Annotated in this window: 19 protein-coding genes; 11 read left to right on the top strand and 8 right to left on the bottom strand. The window is 41.4% G+C overall.

Features of this window, described 5'->3' with window-relative positions:
* Positions 1–55 precede the first annotated feature (55 nt).
* From rpoD to PNIG_RS01805, 10 genes are all read left to right on the top strand, one after another.
* The gene (gene rpoD / locus PNIG_RS01845) at positions 56–1,903 is read left to right on the top strand and encodes an RNA polymerase sigma factor RpoD (protein WP_011327061.1); all 1,848 of its coding nucleotides are present in this window, start codon (positions 56–58) and stop codon (positions 1,901–1,903) included.
* Between the two features lie 81 nt (positions 1,904–1,984).
* Positions 1,985–2,866 (top strand): 50S ribosomal protein L11 methyltransferase, encoded by an 882-nt coding sequence (gene prmA / locus PNIG_RS01840; protein ID WP_089367657.1) that lies wholly within the window; start codon positions 1,985–1,987, stop codon positions 2,864–2,866.
* Between the two features lie 280 nt (positions 2,867–3,146).
* Positions 3,147–4,118, top strand: a complete 972-nt coding sequence (gene dusB, locus PNIG_RS01835; protein ID WP_172459251.1) for a tRNA dihydrouridine synthase DusB — start codon at positions 3,147–3,149, stop codon at positions 4,116–4,118.
* Between the two features lie 19 nt (positions 4,119–4,137).
* Positions 4,138–4,428: a DNA-binding transcriptional regulator Fis gene (gene fis / locus PNIG_RS01830; RefSeq protein ID WP_011327058.1), complete on the top strand. Its 291-nt coding sequence runs from the start codon at positions 4,138–4,140 to the stop codon at positions 4,426–4,428.
* A 473-nt stretch (positions 4,429–4,901) separates the two neighbouring features.
* A complete protein-coding gene (gene purH, locus PNIG_RS01825) occupies positions 4,902–6,488 on the top strand; it encodes a bifunctional phosphoribosylaminoimidazolecarboxamide formyltransferase/IMP cyclohydrolase (RefSeq protein WP_086996647.1) in 1,587 nt (528 codons plus the stop codon).
* Between the two features lie 103 nt (positions 6,489–6,591).
* Positions 6,592–7,416, top strand: a complete 825-nt coding sequence (locus PNIG_RS01820; protein ID WP_089367656.1) for a class I SAM-dependent methyltransferase — start codon at positions 6,592–6,594, stop codon at positions 7,414–7,416.
* 16 nt (positions 7,417–7,432) lie between these two features.
* Entirely contained in the window at positions 7,433–8,722 is a 1,290-nt protein-coding gene (gene purD / locus PNIG_RS01815) for a phosphoribosylamine--glycine ligase (RefSeq protein ID WP_011327055.1), read from the top strand.
* Positions 8,723–9,006: 284 nt separating this feature from the next.
* Entirely contained in the window at positions 9,007–9,267 is a 261-nt protein-coding gene (locus PNIG_RS20350) for a helix-turn-helix domain-containing protein (protein ID WP_197108402.1), read from the top strand.
* Positions 9,173–10,234 (top strand): RNA-guided endonuclease InsQ/TnpB family protein, encoded by a 1,062-nt coding sequence (locus PNIG_RS01810; protein ID WP_425273570.1) that lies wholly within the window; start codon positions 9,173–9,175, stop codon positions 10,232–10,234. Before PNIG_RS20350 ends, PNIG_RS01810 begins: the two co-directional genes overlap by 95 nt.
* Positions 10,235–10,485: 251 nt before the next feature.
* Positions 10,486–11,295: a DUF2797 domain-containing protein gene (locus tag PNIG_RS01805; RefSeq protein WP_011327052.1), complete on the top strand. Its 810-nt coding sequence runs from the start codon at positions 10,486–10,488 to the stop codon at positions 11,293–11,295.
* Here PNIG_RS01805 and PNIG_RS01800 read toward each other — a convergent pair.
* Entirely contained in the window at positions 11,292–13,820 is a 2,529-nt protein-coding gene (locus PNIG_RS01800; RefSeq protein ID WP_089367655.1) for an EAL domain-containing protein, read from the bottom strand. The two genes, PNIG_RS01805 and PNIG_RS01800, sit on opposite strands and share 4 nt — an antisense overlap.
* An 82-nt stretch (positions 13,821–13,902) precedes the next feature.
* Between PNIG_RS01800 and PNIG_RS01795 the strand changes: the two genes are divergently transcribed.
* Entirely contained in the window at positions 13,903–14,193 is a 291-nt protein-coding gene (locus PNIG_RS01795; protein WP_011327050.1) for a DUF4144 family protein, read from the top strand.
* Here PNIG_RS01795 and PNIG_RS01790 read toward each other — a convergent pair.
* The 7 genes from PNIG_RS01790 to PNIG_RS01760 all read right to left on the bottom strand — a co-directional run bounded on the left by PNIG_RS01790 (position 14,176) and on the right by PNIG_RS01760 (position 22,398).
* On the bottom strand, positions 14,176–15,096 hold the full coding sequence (locus PNIG_RS01790; RefSeq protein ID WP_011327049.1) for a histone deacetylase family protein: 921 nt from the start codon (positions 15,094–15,096) through the stop codon (positions 14,176–14,178). The genes PNIG_RS01795 and PNIG_RS01790 overlap by 18 nt on opposite strands.
* 116 nt (positions 15,097–15,212) lie before the next feature.
* Entirely contained in the window at positions 15,213–16,754 is a 1,542-nt protein-coding gene (locus tag PNIG_RS01785; RefSeq protein ID WP_086995902.1) for a serine hydrolase, read from the bottom strand.
* A 21-nt stretch (positions 16,755–16,775) separates the two neighbouring features.
* Positions 16,776–17,270 carry a gamma-glutamylcyclotransferase family protein gene (locus tag PNIG_RS01780; protein WP_011327047.1) on the bottom strand — a complete coding sequence of 165 codons (495 nt, stop codon included), beginning with the start codon at positions 17,268–17,270 and terminating at the stop codon, positions 16,776–16,778.
* A 34-nt stretch (positions 17,271–17,304) separates the two neighbouring features.
* Positions 17,305–17,931, bottom strand: coding sequence for a LysE family translocator (locus PNIG_RS01775; protein WP_089367654.1), 627 nt, complete (start codon positions 17,929–17,931; stop codon positions 17,305–17,307).
* Between the two features lie 13 nt (positions 17,932–17,944).
* Positions 17,945–18,718 (bottom strand): hypothetical protein, encoded by a 774-nt coding sequence (locus PNIG_RS01770; RefSeq protein ID WP_089367653.1) that lies wholly within the window; start codon positions 18,716–18,718, stop codon positions 17,945–17,947.
* Between the two features lie 3 nt (positions 18,719–18,721).
* A complete protein-coding gene (locus tag PNIG_RS01765; RefSeq protein WP_013465976.1) occupies positions 18,722–19,192 on the bottom strand; it encodes a CreA family protein in 471 nt (156 codons plus the stop codon).
* A 185-nt stretch (positions 19,193–19,377) separates the two neighbouring features.
* Complete coding sequence (locus PNIG_RS01760; protein ID WP_089367652.1) at positions 19,378–22,398, bottom strand: TonB-dependent receptor domain-containing protein; 3,021 nt, start codon at positions 22,396–22,398, stop codon at positions 19,378–19,380.
* Positions 22,399–22,540 lie beyond the last annotated feature (142 nt).

Raw genomic sequence — 22,540 nt, 5'->3', positions numbered from 1 at the left:
AACTACATGATGGCGCCTGTTGTATCAACTTATCAGAGTGGAAGAAAAAATCTCTATGGATCCAACTCCTCAGTCACAATTAAAACTTCTGATTCTAAAAGGTAAAGAGCAAGGCTACTTAACTTTTGCAGAAGTAAATGATCACCTTCCACAAGATATTATAGACTCAGATCAAGTAGAAGATATCATTAGCATGATTAATGACATGGGTATCAAGGTTAGCGAAAACGCGCCAGATGCCGATGAACTAATGATGCAAGAAACAACGACAGACGAAGACGCAGCTGAAGCTGCCGCTGCAGCCCTTGCGACCGTAGAAAAAGAGATCGGCCGCACAACGGATCCGGTACGCATGTACATGCGTGAAATGGGTACTGTTGAACTTCTGACCCGTGAAGGCGAAATTGTAATCGCTAAGCGTATTGAAGAAGGCATTAACCAAGTACAAATTTCGGTTGCTGAATACCCTGAAGCAATTACTTACCTACTCGAGCAGTGGGATAAGTTTGAAGCAGAAGAAATGCGCCTTAGCGATATTATCGTTGGCTTTATTGATCCTAATGAAGATACAGCGCCAATTTCAGCAACTAATATTGGTTCAGAATTAAGTGCTAAGCAACTTAATGATGACGATAAAGACGATGACGACAGCGACGAAGATGATGAAGACGAAGAAGAAGTAGACACAGGGCCAGATCCTGAAGAAGCACGTGTTCATTTTGAAAATTTACGTGATTTATATAATAAAGCACGTGAAACGTTTGAAGCTAAAGGTCGCTCGCACCCAGATTCTCTTGCCGCTATATTTGAAATTGGTGAGTTATTCAAAACCTTTAAATTAATACCTAAGCAATTTGATCGCATGGTTAATAACATGCGTGAAATGATGGACAGAGTTCGCGTTCAAGAACGTCTTATCATGAAACAAGCAGTACAAATTGCTAAGTTACCAAAGAAAACGTTTGTTAAGCACTTTGCTAATAACGAAACGGATGCAACTTGGGTTGATTTAGAAATTGCAGCTAACGAAAAGTACTCGGCAAAACTTGAAGAAGTTAAGCCTGAGATCATTCGTAGTCTTAATAAGTTACGTGTTATTGAAAGTAGCACTGGCTTAAATATTGAGCGTATAAAAGACATAAACCGTCGTATGAGTATTGGTGAAGCTAAAGCTCGCCGTGCGAAAAAAGAGATGGTTGAAGCTAACTTACGTTTGGTAATTTCAATTGCTAAAAAATATACAAACCGTGGTTTACAGTTCTTGGATTTAATTCAAGAAGGTAATATTGGTTTGATGAAAGCCGTTGATAAGTTTGAATATCGCCGTGGTTATAAGTTTTCGACTTATGCTACGTGGTGGATACGCCAAGCAATTACGCGCTCTATTGCTGACCAAGCAAGAACGATCCGTATTCCGGTACATATGATTGAAACGATTAATAAACTTAACCGTATTTCACGTCAAATGTTACAAGAAATGGGCCGTGAGCCAAATCCAGAAGAATTAGCTGAACGCATGATGATGCCTGAAGACAAAGTTCGTAAGGTACTTAAAATTGCTAAAGAGCCAATTTCGATGGAAACACCGATTGGTGATGATGAAGATTCGCATTTAGGTGACTTTATCGAAGATACGACCATTGATTCGCCAATTGATTCGGCAACTATGGAGTCGCTTCGTGGCGCAACTAACGACGTACTTGCTGGCCTAACAGCCCGTGAAGCTAAAGTACTGCGTATGCGTTTTGGTATTGATATGAATACCGACCACACCTTAGAAGAAGTAGGTAAGCAGTTTGACGTAACACGTGAACGTATTCGTCAAATAGAAGCAAAGGCACTGCGTAAATTACGTCACCCTTCTCGCTCTGATTTACTGAAAAGCTTTTTAGACGCTAAATAATAAGCGGCTAATACATATTAAAACTAAAAAGGCCGCTCTTGCGGCCTTTTTTCTATTTACCCCCTTTATCTGGAAATAAACATGGCTTGGATCCAAATTCGTATTAACGCCAACGCTGATAACGCTGATTTAATTAGTGATCTACTAGTTGAAGCTGGTAGTGCATCGGTTACTTTTATTGACGCCAAAGACACGCCTATCTATGAGCCTAAAATAGGCACTGTGCAATTTTGGGCCGATACTACGGTAATAGGCTTATTTGATGCTAATCACGATATGGATAGCGTTGTAGCGCTGTTAAACGCAGATAAATCAGTTGCGCAAAATCTAACATATAAAATAGAACAACTTGAAGACAAAGATTGGGAACGTGAGTGGATGGATAACTTTCACCCAATCCAATTTGGCGAAAGACTTTGGATTTGCCCAAGCTGGCGCGATATTCCTGATCCAGATGCAGTAAACGTATTACTCGACCCAGGCCTTGCATTTGGTACTGGCACTCACGCGACTACCGCATTGTGTTTAAAATGGCTTGAAAGCCAAGATTTAACCGGTAAAACCGTGGTTGATTTTGGTTGTGGCTCGGGCATTTTGGGCATTGCTGCTATTAAACTTGGCGCAGAGCGCATGATTGGTATAGATATAGACCCACAAGCACTAGAAGCGAGCTTAGATAATGCTAACCGTAATGGTGTTGCCGACAAATTAGAAGTATACCTGCCAGAAAACCAACCTGAATTTAGTGCCGATATAGTCGTTGCTAATATTTTAGCGCAACCGTTACGTGAACTGCATAGTGTTATTTTAGGGTTATTAAAACCCGGTGGCAAAATAGCTATGTCGGGGATTTTAACTGAGCAAGCGCAATCGGTTGCCGATGTTTATGCCCCCTTTATTGAGCTGGACGACATTGCTATTGAAGGTGATTGGACCCGTGTAAGTGGCACTAAAAAAGCATAAGCACTGCCCAACGCTATTTAGAGCTTTTACTTAAAACAAGCATCTGAAGCCTGTATTTAACAGGCTTTACCATTTATTTACAAAATAAAATTTATCTCTATTTTATACTAAAAATAAAAGCTGCTTAAATTTCAAACAAATAAACCGCTTTGTCATACGGTTATCAAATGTCAATACGAAAAAGGCAAAAAAAAGTCACTTTTGTTCAATTTATAGCCTTTGATTTTTGCTAAAAAAACCGTAAACTTAGCGCCCCTTGAAAAGAGGCCTATTGAATATAGTGCGTATCGGTAAATACCAACTTGAGAATAACGTAATTGTCGCGCCTATGGCCGGTATTACAGATAGACCATTTAGACAACTTTGTCGCCGCTTAGGTGCGGGGCTTGCTGTGTCTGAAATGTTATCATCGAATCCTGATGTTTGGAAAACCGAAAAATCGATGAACCGTATGGATCACAGCGGTGAGTCGGGAATACGCGCGGTGCAAATTGCAGGAGCTGATCCTGAACTTATGGCACAGGCCGCACAATTCAATGTTGCTAATGGTGCACAAATCATAGATATCAATATGGGGTGCCCAGCAAAAAAAGTGAACAAGAAACTCGCTGGCTCTGCTTTATTACAGTTTCCTGAACTTGTGGAAGAGATTATTGATGCAGTCGTTAATGCTGTTGATATACCTGTAACACTTAAAATCCGTACTGGATGGGATCTGGATAACCGTAATGGTGTAGAGATTGCGAGAATAGCTGAACGTTATGGCATAGCGTCACTTGCCGTACATGGGCGCACACGCGCATGTATGTACAAGGGTGAAGCTGAGTACGCCACGATTAGGGACATTAAACGTTCGGTGTCGATTCCTGTGGTTGCAAACGGTGATATTACATCACCAGAAAAAGCAAAGCAGGTATTAGATTATACGGGTGCAGATGCCATTATGATTGGCCGAGCCGCCCAAGGTCGCCCTTGGATATTTAGGGAGATAGACCACTATTTGCGAACCGGAGAGCATTTACAGCCACCTGCTATTGCAGAGGTGCGCAGTATTTTAATGGAGCATTTAACTAATCTCCATACGTTTTACGGTGAGCCAATGGGAGCGCGAATTGCTCGTAAGCATGTATCTTGGTATTTGCAAACCCATGACCGTGATGGTCAGTTTAGGCGAGTATTTAATACGATCGACAACCCACTTACACAAGTTGACGTATTAGAGCAATACTTTAAAACACTAGCAGCTAACTAAGAAAGAAAGAGATTAAATAATGTTCGAACAAAACGTGACTTCTCCATTTATCACTAACCCTCATGTTCAGGCACACGAGAAACCGCAGCCATTACGTGACGCAGTAAAGAAAGCTGTTCACCACTATTTAAAGCAGCTTAACGGTCAAGATGTGCAAGACGTTTACGACCTTGTTCTTTCAGAGCTAGAAGCGCCATTACTGGAAGAAGTAATGACGTATACACGTGGTAACCAAACACGTGCAGCAATTTTACTAGGTATCAACCGTGGTACTTTACGTAAAAAGCTTAAAAAATACGGCATGAACTAATACTTTTTGTATTGACTGGTAAGCATGCTTACTAAGCCAATACATAGGGTATAAATTAATAGCTATTTATGGCCGTTAATTTATATAAAAGCACCTTAGGGTGCTTTTTTTATGCCTGCTATTTAACCTGATTTCCAGCTAGTAAACCTATCTTTAGCAGCTATTTTCAACGCACTGAGTTAGTTATTTAATAAGCTAAAATGCTCATGTTTTAGTTGGTTGGTGTCACTAAGCGTTAGTATTATTCATGTAGATTGGCGTTGCCTTTTAAGCATAATTTAGGTTAAGTACTCAATTATGCTAGTAATAAATGCATAACATAAGGTTTAACCTTAGTTAATCCATAAGGAGCTGCATTATTGCTACAAGTGCTAATTGCAAAATGCTCACCCTTAATAAGTCGTTTTTTGAGTTGTTATCAGTTAAAATGCCCGCTTCTAAGCTAGCTCATAAACTGAGGAAATCAAACTACAATGGATACACATCGTCCCATTCGTCGCGCACTATTAAGTGTGTCTGATAAAACCGGTATAGTTGAATTTGCCCGCGCATTAGAAGCGCAAGGTGTTGATATTTTATCAACTGGCGGTACCTGTAAACTACTTGCTGATAACGGCATAAAAGTCACTGAAGTATCAGATCACACAGGTCACCCAGAAATCATGGATGGCCGCGTAAAAACACTTCATCCAAAAATTCACGGCGGCATTTTAGCGCGTCGCGGACAAGATGAAAGCGTAATGGCAGAAAACAATATTTCTGCTATCGACATTGTTGTAGTTAACTTATACCCCTTTGCGAATACTGTCGCTCAAGAAAACTGCAGCCTTGAAGATGCTATTGAAAACATAGATATTGGCGGCCCGACTATGGTTCGCGCAGCGGCTAAAAATCATAAAGACGTTACTATTGTGGTAAACGCCAGCGACTACGACCGCGTGATCAGCGAAATGCAAAGCAATAAGGGTTCTACTACCTATAAAACCCGTTTTGACCTTGCTATAGCAGCCTACGAGCACACCGCTCAGTACGATGGCATGATTGCTAATTACTTCGGTAAAATGGTTCCTGATTACACAGAGGAAGCCGCCGAAGATACTAAGTTCCCACGCACTATCAATATGCAGTTCACTAAAAAGCAAGATATGCGCTACGGCGAAAACTCGCATCAAGACGCGGCTTTCTATGTTGAAAACGATATTGTTGAAGCTTCAGTAGCAACAGCAACTCAGCTGCAAGGTAAAGCGTTATCTTTCAACAACATTGCTGATACCGATGCTGCGCTTGAGTGTGTTAAAGAATTTGACGTACCAGCCTGTGTAATCGTAAAACATGCAAACCCATGTGGCGTGTCTATCGGTAGCAATATTCTTGAAGCATATGAACGTGCTTTTAAAACCGACCCTACGTCGGCATTTGGTGGCATTATTGCCTTTAACCAAGAGTTAGATGCAGCAACCGCGGAAGCAATTGTTGAGCGTCAATTTGTGGAAGTAATTATTGCTCCTAGCGTATCTGACGCTGCAGCCAAAATTGTTTCGGCTAAACAAAACGTACGTTTATTAGTATGTGGACAGTGGACAGGTAAAGCCGCAGGCCAAGATATTAAACGCGTTAATGGCGGTATTTTAGTGCAAGACCGCGACTTAGGCATGGTAACGCAAGGCGATTTAAAAGTTGTATCTAAGCGTCAACCTACTGAGCAAGAGCTTAAAGACTTATTATTTTGCTGGAAAGTAGCTAAATTTGTTAAATCTAACGCCATTGTATATGCCCGTGACGGTATGACAATCGGTGTAGGCGCGGGCCAAATGAGCCGCGTTTACTCGGCTAAAATTGCCGGTATTAAAGCAGCAGATGAAAACCTTGAAGTTAAAGGTTCAGTTATGGCATCGGATGCATTCTTCCCATTTCGTGATGGTATTGACGCAGCTGCAGCCGCTGGCATAACGGCAGTAATTCAGCCAGGTGGCTCAATGCGTGATGCAGAAGTGATTGCCGCAGCAGACGAAGCTGGCATGGCAATGGTACTTACTGGTATGCGCCACTTCCGCCACTAATCACTTATAGAGCTAAACACTGAAGTTTGAGTTTAGCTCTGTTTGTTTGCAATCAATTAACGTATTCTGATTGTTCATTAAACTAACAGTGAAGAATAAAATGATGAAATTTGCTTTAAAATCTATACTTGTCGCCACTATTGCGCTTAGCTCTGCAGCAAGCTTGGCTCATAACCACAGTGAAAACTCATTAGTTGCTAATGCACTTAATTATGAGCAGCGCGCTGCTAAAAACAGTGAGCGTGACAAGTTTCGTCATCCAGCACAAACGCTGGCATTTTTTGGCTTAAAGCCGAATATGAGCGTGGTAGAAATATCGCCCGGTGGTGGTTGGTACAGCGAAATTTTAGCGCCTGTACTCAAAGATAATGGCAAATTTTACGCCGCGCATTTTCCAAAAGATGCGACTGGCTTTTATCAGCGTTCTCGCTCTGAGTTTGAACAAAAAGTAACGCAAGACCCACGTTTTAGTAAAGTAATAGTAACTGAGTTTGCTCCTGTTACTCACACCGAACTTGCCCCTGCAAATAGCGCCGATATGGTACTTACCTTTAGAAATGTGCATAACTGGTATATGGGTAAAAATAAAGACGGCGCACTTAGTGCGTTTAAATCTTTTTATACCGCGCTCAAACCAGGTGGCACCTTAGGTGTAGTGGAGCATAGATTGCCTGAAGCACGCGCCGATGACGATCAAAAAAGCAGTGGTTACATGAAGCAAAGCTACGTAATTGAAATAGCTAAACAAGCTGGGTTTGAATTAGTTGCTAGTAGTGAAATAAATGCTAACCCAAAAGATACAGCCGATCACCCTAAAGGGGTATGGACGCTACCACCAAGCTTACGTTTAGGCGAGCAAGATGCCGATAAATATAAAGCTATTGGTGAGAGTGACCGCATGACGCTGAAATTTAAAAAACCGCTTTAAATAGGAATTTTTCGCCATGAATGTTTTAGTCATTGGCAGCGGCGGCCGCGAACACGCTCTTGCGTTTAAAGCCGCTCAAAACACCAAAGTAAACACAGTATTTGTAGCCCCTGGTAATGCGGGCACAGCACTTGAGCCAAAACTTGAGAACGTTGCAATAAATGTTGACGACTTAGACGGTTTACTTCAGTTTGCACAACAAAATAATGTTGAGCTTACTATTGTAGGCCCTGAGATCCCGTTAGTATTAGGTGTGGTTGATAAGTTTCGTGAACACGGCCTAGCTATATTTGGCCCAACAGCGGGCGCAGCTCAGCTTGAAGGCTCAAAGTCGTTTACTAAAGACTTTTTAGCGCGTCACAATATCCCTAGTGGCGATTACCAAACCTTTGAACAGGTTGCCCCTGCCCTTGCTTATTTAAAAGAAAAAGGCGCGCCAATTGTAATCAAAGCAGATGGTTTAGCCGCAGGTAAAGGCGTTATTGTTGCGATGACTGAAGCCGAGGCTGAAGATGCTATTCGTGACATGCTTGCGGGTAATGCTTTTGGTGATGCTGGTAGCCGCGTAGTTATCGAAGAGTTTTTAGAAGGTGAAGAAGCGTCTTTCATTGTGATGGTAGATGGCAAAAACGTATTACCATTTGCCACTAGCCAAGATCATAAACGCGCTTACAATGGCGATGCTGGCCCTAACACTGGCGGTATGGGTGCTTATTCACCTGCGCCAGTAGTTACCGATGAAATTCATCAGCGTATTATGAACGAAGTGATTTACCCAACGGTAGAGGGCATGGCGAGCGAGGGTCATCCGTACACAGGCTTTTTATACGCTGGCTTAATGATAGATACCGATGGCACGCCAAAAGTAATTGAGTATAACTGTCGTTTTGGCGACCCGGAAACTCAACCTATGATGCTACGTTTGCAATCAGACTTAGTCGAGTTAATTGAAGCGGCTAATCGTGTTGAACTGGATAAAACCACCATTGAGTTTGATCCACGTGCAGCCGTTGGTGTAGTACTGGCCGCTAAAGGCTATCCTGGTGATTATCCTAAAGGCGATGTTATATCGGGTTTACAGGTTGACTACCCTGCTGGCGAAAAAGTATTTCATGCTGGTACTAAACAAAACGGTAATGACGTAGTAACTGCGGGCGGACGTGTATTATGTGCCACCGCACTGGGTAATACAGTAACCGAAGCGCAGCAACGCGCTTACGAGCTAATAAAGCAACTCAGCTGGGATGGCATGGAATATCGTACTGATATTGCATATCGTGCTATTGCGAGAGAGCAAAATAGTTAAATATAACCTATTGGTTAATATTACTATTAAATGTAAACATCAAAAGCGCAGCTTGTCTGCGCTTTTTTAGTGCTACACTATTTGAAAGGATCAAAAAAAGCACAGCATAATTTGGAATTTAAAACGTTACGTTATCATGCGCTAGCCGCAGCAATACTTATATTAATATTTTTTATCAACTTTTGCCGTAATACACCGCTCCTTTAGGTCGGTGATATAAGGCAATAGTCGCGAAGCGACTAAGTGGGTTGTTCCTTTTTAATTATACTGTATATAATAACAGTATGGTTATTCGCAAAGCTTATAAATTTCGTTTAAAAACAACACCCGATATTAACGCTAAAATGGTGCAATATGCGGGAAATTGTCGATTCTTGTGGAATAAAGCCTTAGCGATTAACTTATTTAAGTTACAGAATAAACAAAAAATTTGCTACTACCAAGAGTTGGATTTCTTTTCCAAACTTTGGAAAAAAAAGCGAGGAGTATGGCTTTTTAACACTATCGCCCGCACAAACTATCCAACAAACATTAAAACAGCTTGAACGCGCCTTTAAAGATGCATTCGATAAAAACCAACCACTCAAACGGATGCCTACTTTTAAGAAAAAAGGAGAGGTGAATAGCTTTAATTTTCCTCAAGGCTTTAAAATCGACAAGAATGGGAAACGTATTTTTTTACCTAAAATCGGTTGGGTTAATGTTAGAAAAAGCCAAGCTATTTTAGGAAAAGCTAAAAACGTCACTGTTTCACAAAAAGGAAAGCACTGGTTTGTTTCAATCCAAGTTGAACAAGAAGTAGCACCACCTAAGCACCCATCAAACGCCATGATTGGGGGAGATTTAGGCGTGAAACGCCTAATTACCCTTTCTGATGGCAGTTTTGTGGAGCCGATAGATACCAGTAAACAGACAATCAGGATCAAACGATTACAGAAGCAACTTGCTAGAAAAGTGAAATTTTCAAGTAACTGGAAAAAATTAAAAGCAAAGATCACAACATTTCATACGAAAGTTGCCAATATTCGTCATGACAAATTACATAAGATCTCAACACAGTTGAGCAAAAGCCACGCAATCATCGTGCTAGAAGATCTTAAAATTAGAAATATGACGAAAAACAGCAAAGGCAGCAGTGAGCAGCATGGAAAAATGGTGAAACAAAAATCTGGCTTAAACCGCGTCATTCTCAATCAAGGATGGGGAATGTTTAAAGAGATGCTGAAATATAAGCAGGATTGGCTCGGCGGTCAGGTTATTTTTGTTGATCCGAAACATACCAGTCAAACGTGTCCGGCGTGTGGTCATCAATCAAAAGATAACCGATTAACGCAGTCTAAGTTTGAATGTGCGAAGTGCGGTTATCAAGATAATGCGGATCATGTTGGCGCATTAAATATTTTAGCGCGAGGTCATCGCGTTCTAGCCTGTGGAGAGATTGACATTAGTCAGCTTGTTGAAGCAGGAACTTGCCTTATGAGTGATCACAAGGCCCCGATGGTTTTAAACTAATCGGAATCCCCCTCCTTTCCTGAACTTGTTCAGGCGCTTGGCGAGGTGGTGGAGGATGTCAACAATTACTATTTAAGGGGTAGAAACGCAAGAGGTTCACGACTTACTTAAAGGTATGAACGCCGATCACGCACAAGGATACCTTTACGCCAAACCACTCGCGTATGACGATTATTTACAGTACTTAAACAGCCAATATAATTTAAAAATGTTAGACTCCCCCTTTTAACATCTTTAGGGGCCAAGTAAAGATGCAAGGCACATTGCGTAAATTAAAATCGAGCTTAACCGAGCCGGTACAATATCACTTACCTGTGGGTGAGCACTTAGTCGACTTAAATGCATTTATAGGTAAAGAGCTAACGCTTACTTTTAGCGGCACAATTTTATGCTCTAGCTGTGGTAAAAAAACCAAAAAAAGCTATTCTCAAGGCCATTGCTTTGTATGCATGCGCAAACTTGCTAGTTGCGATATGTGTATTATGAAGCCAGAAACCTGCCATTACGATCAAGGTACTTGCCGCGAGCCAGAGTGGGGAGAAGAAAATTGCATGATCCCGCATTACGTCTACCTCGCTAATACCTCAGGACTAAAAGTGGGTATTACTCGCCACACGCAAATACCAACTCGCTGGGTTGATCAAGGCGCTACCCAAGCATTGCCTATTTTTAAAGTGCAAACACGGTTGCAATCAGGCTTAGTAGAAGTGGCATTGGCTGAATTTATTGCTGATAAAACTAATTGGCGCAATATGCTAAAAGGCCAAAACGAAGCGCTAGATTTGAAAGCTGCAGCCGCTGAGCTTATTCCACAAATTAGTGCAAAGCTAAATGAGCTAAGCGAGCTATTTGGCGCAACAGCTATTGAACAGCTAGATGAAGACGTAGTTGATTTAAACTTTCCGGTAAGCGAATACCCAACCAAAATCAGCTCGTTTAACTTTGATAAAGACCCGGTAGTAAGCGGTGTTTTACAAGGCATTAAAGGTCAGTATTTAATTTTTGAAAAAGGCGTTATTAACATTCGAAAATTCACCTCTTACGAAGTAACCGTAGGCTAAGTGCCAGTTGGTTGAGTGCTCGCAGATAAGTCGTTTAACCGATAAAAATCAAACCATTGCCGCTGCGTTAACGGGCGGCAATAGTAATACCCCTGTATAACATTACACCCTAAGCTAATAAGGTAGTTTTTTTGAGCTAGCTGCTCAACTCCCTCTGCCACTACCATTAAGTTTAAATTGCTTGCCAGTGCAATAAGCGCTGCAACTATTTGGCTATTGCCGTATTCATCAGGGATTTTAGCAATAAAGCTCGCGTCTATTTTTAATGTATCAAAAGGCAGTTTAGTTAAATAACTCAATGCCGAGTACCCGGTACCAAAGTCGTCTAATGCTATATGCACGCCCAGCTTTTTTAGCTGCTGCAACTGCGTTTTAGCCTGTGTAAATGAGCTAATAAAGCTGCTTTCTGTCAGTTCTATTTCAAGTAAACTACCGGGTAAATTATAATGTTTAAGCATAGTGCCAATATTGTTTGCCAGCTTGCCTTGGCTTAAATGACATGCCGATATATTAATTGCTAAGCGCCCAGCCACCAGTCCTTCTTTTTGCCATAGCGTTAGTACTTTACCCGCCTGATTAATAACCCATAAATCTAACCGCACTATCAACCCTAGCTCTTCAGCAAGCGGAATAAATTGCGCGGGCGATATCATTCCCAAATCGGGGTCGTGCCAACGCAATAATGCCTCAACGCCCATAATCTGTTCACTTTTAAGGCATTGTTTTGGCTGAAAATACAATTCAAATTCGTTATTATCTAACGCATGCTGAAAACGACTCATCATGGCTAGGCGCTCTAGCGAGCGAGCATTCATAGAAGGTTTAAATAATTGAAACGAATTACGCCCCACATCTTTTGAGCGATACATAGCAATATCGGCATGCTTTAGCAGTGTTTCGCTGTCTAGGCCATCATCAGGGTAAACAGCCGCACCAATCGAAGCTGTTACACCTACTTCAACATGGTCTAATTGAAACGGAGTGTTTAAATTATTTAGTATTTTTTCAGCTAAATTAGCTACTGCATCAATCTTATTTATTTCGCACAGCACTACAAATTCATCTCCTCCTAAACGCGCTAAGGTATCGCCTTCGTTTAAAGTAGCTTCGATACGCGCAGCAACCAGAGTTAATAAACAATCCCCTGCGCTATGGCCTAAACTATCGTTTACTTCTTTAAAGCGATCGAGGTCAATAAACATCACCGCCAATAAATGCTGGTCGCGGTGGGCTGCAGCCAAAGCCATTTTGAGCCTGTCGTTAAACAAACGCCTATTTGGTAGGCCCGTTAATTCATCAAAATAAGCCAACTGCACAATTTTATCTTCAGCATTTTTTCGCTCGGTTATATCACTAAAAATTGCCGCATAAATAGCATCTGAATTATTAGGCTCTTTAATTTCAATTATAGTTAACCACTCTACATAAATATCGCCATTTTTTTTACGATTACAAATTTCACCCTGCCATACACCCGTTTTGTTAATTGCACCCCACATTTTTATATAAAAGCTTTTATCATGCCGCCCCGAGCTCAATATACTTGGGCACTTACCTATAACTTCATGTTCTTTATAGCCGGTCAATTGGGTAAATGCTGGGTTTACTTGCATAATAGTGCTGTTGCTATGGGTGATCATTATGCCGTCGAGTGATGAATCTATTATTTTATTGGCTAAATATAGGTTTCGCTGCGAGTGCTGTAGGGCTAAATCTCGTTGCACTAATACTTTTTCTAGCTCAGCACAATACGCACTTTCAATTTCATGTATTAAATGTTCGAGTGACAACACGCCTTTAATTTCATCTTTGTCGCTCACCACTAAATGCCGTACTTGGCTATCTAACATTAATTTGTAAGCATCAAACAGGCTATCTTGTGGGGTTATTTTATAAAGCGGCCGACTTGCTAAATCCCAGCAAACACTCTGCTCGCTCTGGCGTGTGATCAGTTGTAATAAATCGCGCTGCGTAATAATGCCATGTTCTTTTTGCTGTTGATTAAAAACTAAAATAACTTTTTCGCTGCGTTCACGCATTAGTTTCACCGCTTCATTTACCGCTAATGAGCTAGGTACAATTGTTATGTTTTTAGTGTACTGGTCGTTAATAGTGCGAAACTGTAAGTAATGATCAAGCCCTTGATTGCGCACAATATCTGTAATGCTAATTACCCCACACGGTACGTTGTTGTTATCGGTAACGAGTAAATGCCTTACACCATGCTGATGAAAAGTTAGTGCGGTATCACTTAATAACTGCTGGCTAGGGACACTTAAGACCGGGCTCGTCATCACATCTTTAATGCTAGTGCTTGTAACTGCAGGATTGGTAAAGTCGAGTTTTAAACAGTCTGTTTCTGTCCAAACACCTAATATGCGTTGTTGCTGCGCAATAAATATTGCACTGATATTATGTGCCCGCATTAGTTTAACCGCATCAATTAATGGCGTATGCTTGCTACAGGTTATTACCTTATTAGTAAAAATATCACCTACTTTTTGAAAACGGCTACTGTGTGGCATTATTCTACTCCCTAAATTTGCACTAATAAGCGAGTATAAATCGAGCAAATATTCCCCCTTTGATGTAGGACAATAAATAAGCATGTCGTATCCAAAAATTATTATTTATAACAATGAAATTGAGTTAGCTGAGCAGCCTGATGAAGTAGATGATTTTGTATATGCGATGGATGAGCTGCAAAAAAGCAGAATTATTATTTTAGATAGTAAGTATAGTTATACAACATTAAGTGGCGAGCCAAAAACAGCCATTAGTGCCATTGAATTAGCAGATTTAGTGAAAGATTATTTGCTAAAAGAAGGTCAGTGTTGCCTAAGTAAAATTAAGCAGCTAACACCTGAGCAAGCATTTGCGTTACTCATAATCGACTAACGCTTTTACATGTGCAATTGCACTGCGACCCAATGCAGAAAGCGCATACCCCCCTTCTAAATACGACACTATACCGCGGCAATTATGCTGCTCACTAAAGCGGGCTAATTGCTCGGTTAGCCAGCGGTAATCTTCCTCTACAAACTTTAAACTAGCCATATCATCTTCGAGGTGAGCATCAAATCCTGCGCTAATAAATAACATGTCAGGCTTAAAAGCATTTAGTTTAGGCAGCCATTGCTGCTCAAATACCGCTTTTAAATCGTTACCGTCGCTGGCAATTGGCAAAGGTGAATTAACTAACGTGGTGTTATTTTCAACCACTGTATTGGGATAAAATGGATGCTGAAATAAAGAGCAAAACAAGACGTTTTTATCATCTATAAATATATCTTGAGTGCCATTACCATGATGTACATCAAAATCAACAATAGCAATGCGCTTAACCCCTTTGCTTTGTGCATATTTAACCGCAATAGCAAGGTTGTTAAATACACAAAAACCGGATGAGGTAGTGCGATTTGCATGATGCCCCGGCGGGCGCACCGAGCAAAATGCAGCATCAAGGTTGCCCTCTAGTATTTCATCTACCGCTAAAATACCGGCTCCTACTGCACGCTCAATTGCTTTTAATGAATCGGGACATAACCAAGTATCACCGTCTAAATCGACAAGCCCTTGGGTAGGTATTTTACTTTCAACAAAGCTAACTAATGATTCGTCATGCGCAAGTAAGTAATGCTCTCGTTGCGCTTTAGGCGCTTGCTTTTGCTCAATAGCAATATCTAACCCGCTTGCTAGTAAGCGATCGTTAATAGCATCTAACCGCTCTGGGCACTCTGGGTGATCATCAATCATTTTATGTTTACGACAATGAGGGTGAGAAATAATTGCGGTACGCATAAAAGCTCCTAACTGTATCATTAAACATAATATAACAAAGCCACCCGTGGGTGGCTTTGCGACTTTGGTGTATACCCTTTACGCTAGATATAGCAAATTAGGGATAGCAAAAACAGTTATTTTGCTGTTAGTTTTAAATTTCTAAAGTCAAAACTAAAGTCGGTTACTTGCGTTGAAACTGCACGCATTTTAGCGCTACTCACTCTATTTTCTGTATTCATATTAAAATTAATAAACGCATCAGCCTCAAGTAGCTTTTCATCCCACTTAACAATAAAAGTATTGCCAGTGTAATGCTCAAGTGAGCCTTTTAAGCCCTTGGTATGCGTAAAATCAATATGTAATTTGCCATCAAGCTGCTCAATAATTACATCGCCGTACCAATTATCGTGCAATGTACCAGTGTAATTAATATTAGGTAGTTGCGGTTGATAATCAGCTGGCGCTGCAGGCTTTGCGTTAGCGTATGCTTTCTCTTTGCTTTCAAAATGCTTTTTAGCTAAGTCTTCAACCCAATCTTTATCTTCAAGCTCAAGCGCATCTTCAAGCACTTCGTGGGTTACTGCCGCTAGCGCACCAAATGCTTGCTGATTACTTAAAATAACAATACCGAGTTTTTTCTCAGGCAGTAATGTAACCTGCGACACCATGCCTAAAATACCGCCACCGTGACCAAGCTTTTTAAAGCCGTGGTAGTCCTCAATACTCCAGCCTAGCCCGTAACCTCTAAATTGCTGATGATACGCCTCAAACGCGCTTTTAGACGCCATAGCCGTTATATGTGGATGCCACATTTGCGCTTGTTGTTTTTCGCTAAATAACTGCTCGCCATTTGGCATTGTGCCACCAGCAAGTTGCGTACGTAGCCATTGGCTCATATCGCTGGCACTTGAGGCTATTGCCCCAGCGCCTCTAAAATCTTCTAGGTAGTTAACAAAAAATGGATGGAGTTGGTTATCCATCGGAATATGCCCCGTTGCCCAGTTTTTATTGCTACTTGGAATGCGCGAAAACCCCGCTCGCGAGTGAGTCATATTTAGCGGTTGTAACATGTTTTTTTCGATATAATCGTTCCAACTCATCCCAGATACGCGTGCTACCACTTCCCCTGCGGTAACAAACATTAAGTTGTTATACGCATATTGGCTGCGAAAGCTGCTGGCCGGTTTTAAGTATTTTAAGCCGGCTAAAATATCATCAACCGACTTGTCGGTACTTGGCCAAATCATTAAGTCGCCTTGCCCAAGCCCCAACCCACTGCGATGGCTTAGCAGATCGCGAATACGCATTTCGCGGGTTACGTATGCATCGTATAGTTGAAATTCTGGCAGGTGATCAATCACTTTATCGTCCCAGCTCAACTTACCTTCATCAACCAACTTAGCCAGCGCCGCACTGGTAAATGCTTTGGTGTTAGATGCAATGCCAAACAAGGTGTCTTTATTAACCTTATTGCCGGTGTTTATATGGGTTACACCAAAACCTTTAGCAAATATCACTTTGTCGTTTTCAACAATAGCAACAGCCATTCCTGGCACATCAAAACGTGCCATGGAGGTTTTAATTACCTGCTCTATTTTATTGGTATCTACTTGTGCCCAGGTACTAAACGTAGCCCCTGCTAATAAAGCAATTGTGGCAAACTTAATTAACTTCATTGTTATCCTTTTTTATTATGATTATTTTTGATGTACTGCAAATTCAATTTCAGCACGTTCTAGGTTGCTGTCGCTTTTTTGCGCGCGGTTTAATATTGCATCACTGTATGCTTTTGGAACGCCAGCTTCAAGCGCGCCGCGATGAACGTGTTTAATATACCAGTCGTAGGGTAGCGCTTCACTATCGTGGGTATTGGCAATATAGCAATGAGCGTTAACGTCTTCGCCGCTTAAAAGCTTTACGGTTATATTTACGCAGTCGTAACCTGCACCTTCTATACCATCTAAAATGACTTTTTCGGCATCACTTATTTGATAAACAACCCCATAAACTAACGCATCCTCTGCATCACTTGGGCTAATACTGCACTTACCTGAGCCATCTTTAAAATACATATCAAAGGTTAGCTCATAACCTTGTAATACGGCTGTACCAATGCGCTTAGCATTAGGCAGGCGCGCCAGTAAACGGTGAGACGACATGTTAGAACCAAACGAAAAATTATAAAGCGACATACCTACTCCTAAAATTAAATAATGTAACTTGGTTTTAAATTACAACACGAATAGCCAAAGCTATTAAAATAACGCCAATGCAGCGATCAAACCAATAACCACTGCGCTGGAAAAAGCCACGTACCTTAGTTTTACAAAGCACTATTGATAACATTGAAAACCACGCCCAGGTAGCCAGTGCCATATAAACGCCATAACTTACTTGTACTATTGTAGGAGTGGTTGGGCTTATGACTAAAGTAAATAGCGACATAAAAAACAAGGTGGCTTTAGGGTTTAATGCATTGGTTAAAAAACCGCGCCGAAAGGCAAACCAAACGGGCTCTGCTGGCACCATTTTGTCGGCAATATCATCATTTAAATTTACCCCCGGTTTGGCTGCTCGCAGTGCTTGCACTCCCAAATAAGCTAAATAGGCACCGGCCAAGTATTTAAGCCCCATAAACACCTTGGGCGACTGCATTAAAATAAGTGCTACACCTAACACGCAATAAGCTACGTGTAATAAAATAGCCGCACCAACACCTGCACTAGTCCAAAGAGCATTGCGCCTACCTTGCTGCACACTTTGCTTTAATACCACAGCAAAATCGGGCCCTGGGCTTGCTACTGCAAAAAAGTGCGCTACGGCAATCAGTAAAAATTCGTCTAAGTAATTCACACAATATCTCTGCTTAGTTTGGCATATACGCTAATAACAGCGGGTTAGCTGAGTTATTGACTAATGCTTTAATTTCTTTTTGCGCTTTTTTAAATTGGCCACGCAAATGCGGCTTTAAATGCTGCTTAGAGCGTTTATCATTTTTAAAGTAACTCACTAACGCATGCATAAATACCGTATGGGTTTCGCTCAACGACGCTTCGCGATTTGCATAAGGGTTATAACACGAGCCACAGCCGCCCTTAAACTGATATACCGTATTGCTCATCATTACCCCAAAGCCTAAAAAACACGCCAAGGCATCAGTGGCTTGCGGTAAATACTCTTTACCACCTGGGGGCAGCACCCCTACGTGATGAATTAATATGGTGGCAAGTGTACCGGCAAAACTCGCCACTAAGTCTTGCGGTTGATTAATTTGATTAGGGTTAAACGACACATTAATAGTATGACTGGCTGGTACTATTAAATGACACTCTTCGCCACGTAAATGCTGACTAAATTCAAAGTGTGGAAACACCTGTGGTTGTAATTGTTGCGGTGCAACCAAGGTTACTGGCCATTCATTCATACCAGCGTATTGCTTAACACGCGCAAACACTTTGCTGGCCATTTCCTCAATACTTGAAACCGAGTCAGGAAAAAACTCAACCGTTGGCAAAATAACTTGGCTGTGTTTGGTAAAAAAATCCAAATCAAAGTTTTCTGCTGCCCATATAAAGGTATCAACCAGCCATTGTTGTTCTTGTTCTGCCAATAAGGGCTTTGATTTAAATAGAGTTAACATAAACTACTCTTGCCCCTTCGCCCATTGCCATGCTTGTGTATTGTATAAAGGCACCGTAGAGAGCGCATGATGATGACTGCCCGTAGACTCTTTCGTTGAGTATGATAAATATAATAATGTATGGGTTTTAGCATCATAAATACGGCGAACTTTTAATGACTTAAACAAAATACTCTTAGATGATTTAAACACGACTTCACCGGATTTACTGCGGTCGATAGACTGTAATTGGTCTGGCGTTATTGGCCCGGTTTGACGACAGGCAATCGACATATCTGATGGGTCTGAAAAATCTAAATTCGCCTCAATATGGCTAATATGACAGGTTACACCGGTCACTAGCGGGTCTTGCTGTGAATTAACCACCACATCTTTAGTGGTAAATAGCCCAAGACTTACTGAGGCAACATCATCAGAACACCCTGCAAGCCCTGCTAAGCATACAATTAAACCACCCATTTTGAGATACTTCATAGCAAGTCCTTCGTTCATATTAAAAATTAAGTTACGCCTTATACTAAACGCTTTCACCGCGATAAAACAAATTTTATCCACCAACTCAATACTGTAATGGTTTAAAGGGTATTTCGCAGCAAGATACACAATAAAAAAGGCACGCCCGAGGGAGTGCCTTTGCAAACAAATACAGCTAAAGGTTATTAAAAGCTATATTGTGCACCTAGATAAACATAACGACCGGCACCGCCGCCGTAGCCACTATAAAAGTTACCACGACCACTTGGGTAAAATGCCCCTTTGTCGTCAAATACATTGTTAATACCGCCAAATACACGTAAGTCACTCTTATCAGTCAATGCCATAGTGTAAGACGCTGATAAACTATGCTTTAAAAATGAACCGTAATTTTGATACGCAAGTGGCTCTGGGTTTGCAATACAACCTGCATCGCCCTCAGCACAGCGCTCATCATTTGCAGCAACATACTCAAGGTAGTCTTTCTCATCTTCTTGGCTTGCTTTAAATGCGCCTACGTAATTCGTACGCCAGCGGATACGTAAGTCATCCATTTTCCATACAATCGACATAGCGGCTTTATCTTTTGAACGGCCATAACCTGCATACTGTGAAGTAACACTGTTACCATCTAACCCTTCATAGGTTTGTGAGTTTTCAATAATGTGATTGTAATCAAGCTTAAATGACAAGTTGCCATAGCTGCCTATGTCATATTTGTAAGTTGCAACGACATCGTAACCGCGCGCTGTTAACTCATCTAAGTTATATTCACGCTGTAGTATTTTTACAATGTTACCTTCGTCGTTACGGGTAATATCGTTACAGTATTCGTTATCACTGCCCCACGCAGCCTCTGAGTTATAACATTCACGCATGATGTTTTCGTTACTTATTTCATCAATCGCATCAACAATGGCAATGTCGTAGTAATCCACCGCTAAGTTAAAGCCATCTAAAAACTCAGGTGAAACAGTAATACCAAAGGTGTAAGTATCTGCTGTTTCTTCTTTTAAGTTTGGGTTACCCGTATTTGGCGAGTAGTTATTATCTTCACTTTCAAACTCAAAGTTAGGATCATCTGCTAACTTTTGCGCTAACGTAGGCTCTAAACGACAATTAGCATGTCCCGGCTTAGTAGATGTAGCCGTTAATCCATCACAAATATCATCGTACGAATCAAAATCGCCTTGAGGTGGTGACATCAGCTCAGTAATTGTAGGTGCACGTTGTGCTCGTGCATAGTTAGCACGCACCACATAGCCTTCAATCGGCTGCCATAACAAACCTAACTTATAGCTAGCTACGGTACTAATATTTTCCATACTGTAATTAGCTAAGCGCAACGAGGTTTCAGCTGATAAACTTTTAGCCAGTGGCGCATCTTTTAATAAGGGTATTGCTAGCTCAGCAAACGCTTCATACACTTCTACCTCACCTTGAAACGAAGGTACTACGTTAAAGGTAATGCCACCGGCTTTCATATCATCGCTAATATCTAGGCTTTGCGAATCTTTACGGTACTCTGCACCAAATACTGCAGACACATTACCTGCTGGTAATTCGTATAGGTCGCCGGTGATATAACCCATTACCGTATATTGCTGAATCTCAGTATCAATAATTGGGTTTGTACGGATCCAGTCAGCCATTTCAGGGGTAATAGACCCTTCACCAAATAAATTAAGCGGGACACATCCTTGCGCTCGCGCTTCGGCGTCTTTACATTGAATAGTGCCATCGGCTAGCTTTTCAGCTTGCAGTGCTTGATTGACACGTACCGTATTTAACTCGTTACTACGGATTTGATGTTGTTTGAATTGCCCGTATCCAGCAGAGATATCCCAATCCCATGTATCATCAAACATCATGCCCTGTAGGCCTGCCCAAGTGCGGATGGTCGTACGGTCGTTATCGGTGCTGATATTACCTACTTCACCAAAACGACGATCCCAATAAATGCGGTCTTTGTATGGGTTGCTGTCAATAATTTCTTGTGGCACGTATGGGTTATCAATAGGAATGTAACCTGGCGCAATATCATCGATAGGGTCGCCAGTCACTGGGTCGTAGCGAGGTACGTAAGCCCCTTCGTATTCATCTTCTGGTGACTTATCGTTGAACGAGCCACTTTTGCTGTATTGAATTTGGAAGTAGCTCATAATGTCGTCTGTTACATCATAATCTACTTTTATCGCGGTCGAAAAGTTATCACTAGGTACATCAAGCATGACGTATTGTGACGAATTTATACCATAAATTTCTTCATTACCTTTCCAGTCATCACGCAGCGTTTGCCCGTCATACCAAAACTGAGTGTCGTTTCGGCTGCTTTCTAAAAATACACCGCCTAAAGTGCCATCGCTTTTGTTTGCCCAATCAGCTTGTGTAATACCACTCATACACTGATAACCATCAGCAGTGTACATTTGATTACACATTAACTCATCATCGTAACTATGTGCCGCTTCTATTTTTGCGCGGTCACGGTCGTAAAAGGTCATGCCAAAATCACGATCCCAGTTTGAGCTGACAAATACATAACCGCGATCATCAGCAAATGACGTTCCGTAGTTTAAATCAAGCGTAAACTCGCGACCGCCACCATCTGTTGTTTCACCGCCACGGGCTTGAAATTCAAAGCCTTCTTTTTTTGACTGGGTAATAATATTCACTACACCGGCTACCGCATCGGCACCATAAGTGGCCGATGCACCACCACTTATAATTTCAACGCGCTCCACCATGCCACTTGGAATGGTATTTAAACTCACATAGTTACCACCATAACTATTTGATACCACACGGCGGCCATCAATAAGCGTTAGCGTTCTGTTAGCGCCTAAGTCGCGAAGCTGCACCGTTGATAAACCGGTCCCCGAAATACTTGATTGGCTGGTTGTGTTACCAATACTTTCGCTCAGTGCAGGCATGTTATCGATTAATACATCTGAAAGATTGCCTAAACCTGTATCCTGAATCGACGCTCTATCCATGGTTACCAGCGGGGTTGTTACCGAAAAACTATCACGCTTTAAACGCGAACCCGTTACGGTTATTTTTTCTGGTGCTTCTTGAATTACTACATCCGTTTTTTTAGCGATAGATTGACGCTCAATTTCTGCGTCATTTGCAAATGCTTGGCCTGATAAACAAGCGGTAATCGCTAATGCTAATGTGCACTTTTTAGTTGCTATATTACTCACACAATTCCCTTACTATTTGTTGTTACACAAGTTAAGGCATTATCTATTTTGGGTAGGCTTTTAACGGCGTTATCGATAACGTCTTAACTAATTATTTTATAAGAAATAGTTTGTATGCAATCGTGAATGAAAACACAATGAA

The sequence above is a fragment of the Pseudoalteromonas nigrifaciens genome, from assembly GCF_002221505.1.
Taxonomy (GTDB): Bacteria; Pseudomonadota; Gammaproteobacteria; order Enterobacterales; family Alteromonadaceae; genus Pseudoalteromonas; species Pseudoalteromonas nigrifaciens.
This window is presented reverse-complemented; position numbering and strand designations above follow the sequence as displayed.

Bases quoted from the DNA above. Each gene is read 5' to 3' on its own strand.
- rpoD (WP_011327061.1), top strand. From the start codon at position 56: ATGGATCCAACTCCTCAGTCACAATTAAAACTTCTGATTCTAAAAGGT.
- prmA (WP_089367657.1), top strand. From the start codon at position 1,985: ATGGCTTGGATCCAAATTCGTATTAACGCCAACGCTGATAACGCTGAT.
- fis (WP_011327058.1), top strand. From the start codon at position 4,138: ATGTTCGAACAAAACGTGACTTCTCCATTTATCACTAACCCTCATGTT.
- purH (WP_086996647.1), top strand. From the start codon at position 4,902: ATGGATACACATCGTCCCATTCGTCGCGCACTATTAAGTGTGTCTGAT.
- PNIG_RS01820 (WP_089367656.1), top strand. From the start codon at position 6,592: ATGAAATTTGCTTTAAAATCTATACTTGTCGCCACTATTGCGCTTAGC.
- purD (WP_011327055.1), top strand. From the start codon at position 7,433: ATGAATGTTTTAGTCATTGGCAGCGGCGGCCGCGAACACGCTCTTGCG.
- PNIG_RS20350 (WP_197108402.1), top strand. From the start codon at position 9,007: ATGGTTATTCGCAAAGCTTATAAATTTCGTTTAAAAACAACACCCGAT.
- PNIG_RS01805 (WP_011327052.1), top strand. From the start codon at position 10,486: ATGCAAGGCACATTGCGTAAATTAAAATCGAGCTTAACCGAGCCGGTA.
- PNIG_RS01800 (WP_089367655.1), bottom strand. From the start codon at position 13,820: ATGCCACACAGTAGCCGTTTTCAAAAAGTAGGTGATATTTTTACTAAT.
- PNIG_RS01795 (WP_011327050.1), top strand. From the start codon at position 13,903: ATGTCGTATCCAAAAATTATTATTTATAACAATGAAATTGAGTTAGCT.
- PNIG_RS01790 (WP_011327049.1), bottom strand. From the start codon at position 15,096: ATGCGTACCGCAATTATTTCTCACCCTCATTGTCGTAAACATAAAATG.
- PNIG_RS01785 (WP_086995902.1), bottom strand. From the start codon at position 16,754: ATGAAGTTAATTAAGTTTGCCACAATTGCTTTATTAGCAGGGGCTACG.
- PNIG_RS01780 (WP_011327047.1), bottom strand. From the start codon at position 17,270: ATGTCGCTTTATAATTTTTCGTTTGGTTCTAACATGTCGTCTCACCGT.
- PNIG_RS01770 (WP_089367653.1), bottom strand. From the start codon at position 18,718: ATGTTAACTCTATTTAAATCAAAGCCCTTATTGGCAGAACAAGAACAA.
- PNIG_RS01765 (WP_013465976.1), bottom strand. From the start codon at position 19,192: ATGAAGTATCTCAAAATGGGTGGTTTAATTGTATGCTTAGCAGGGCTT.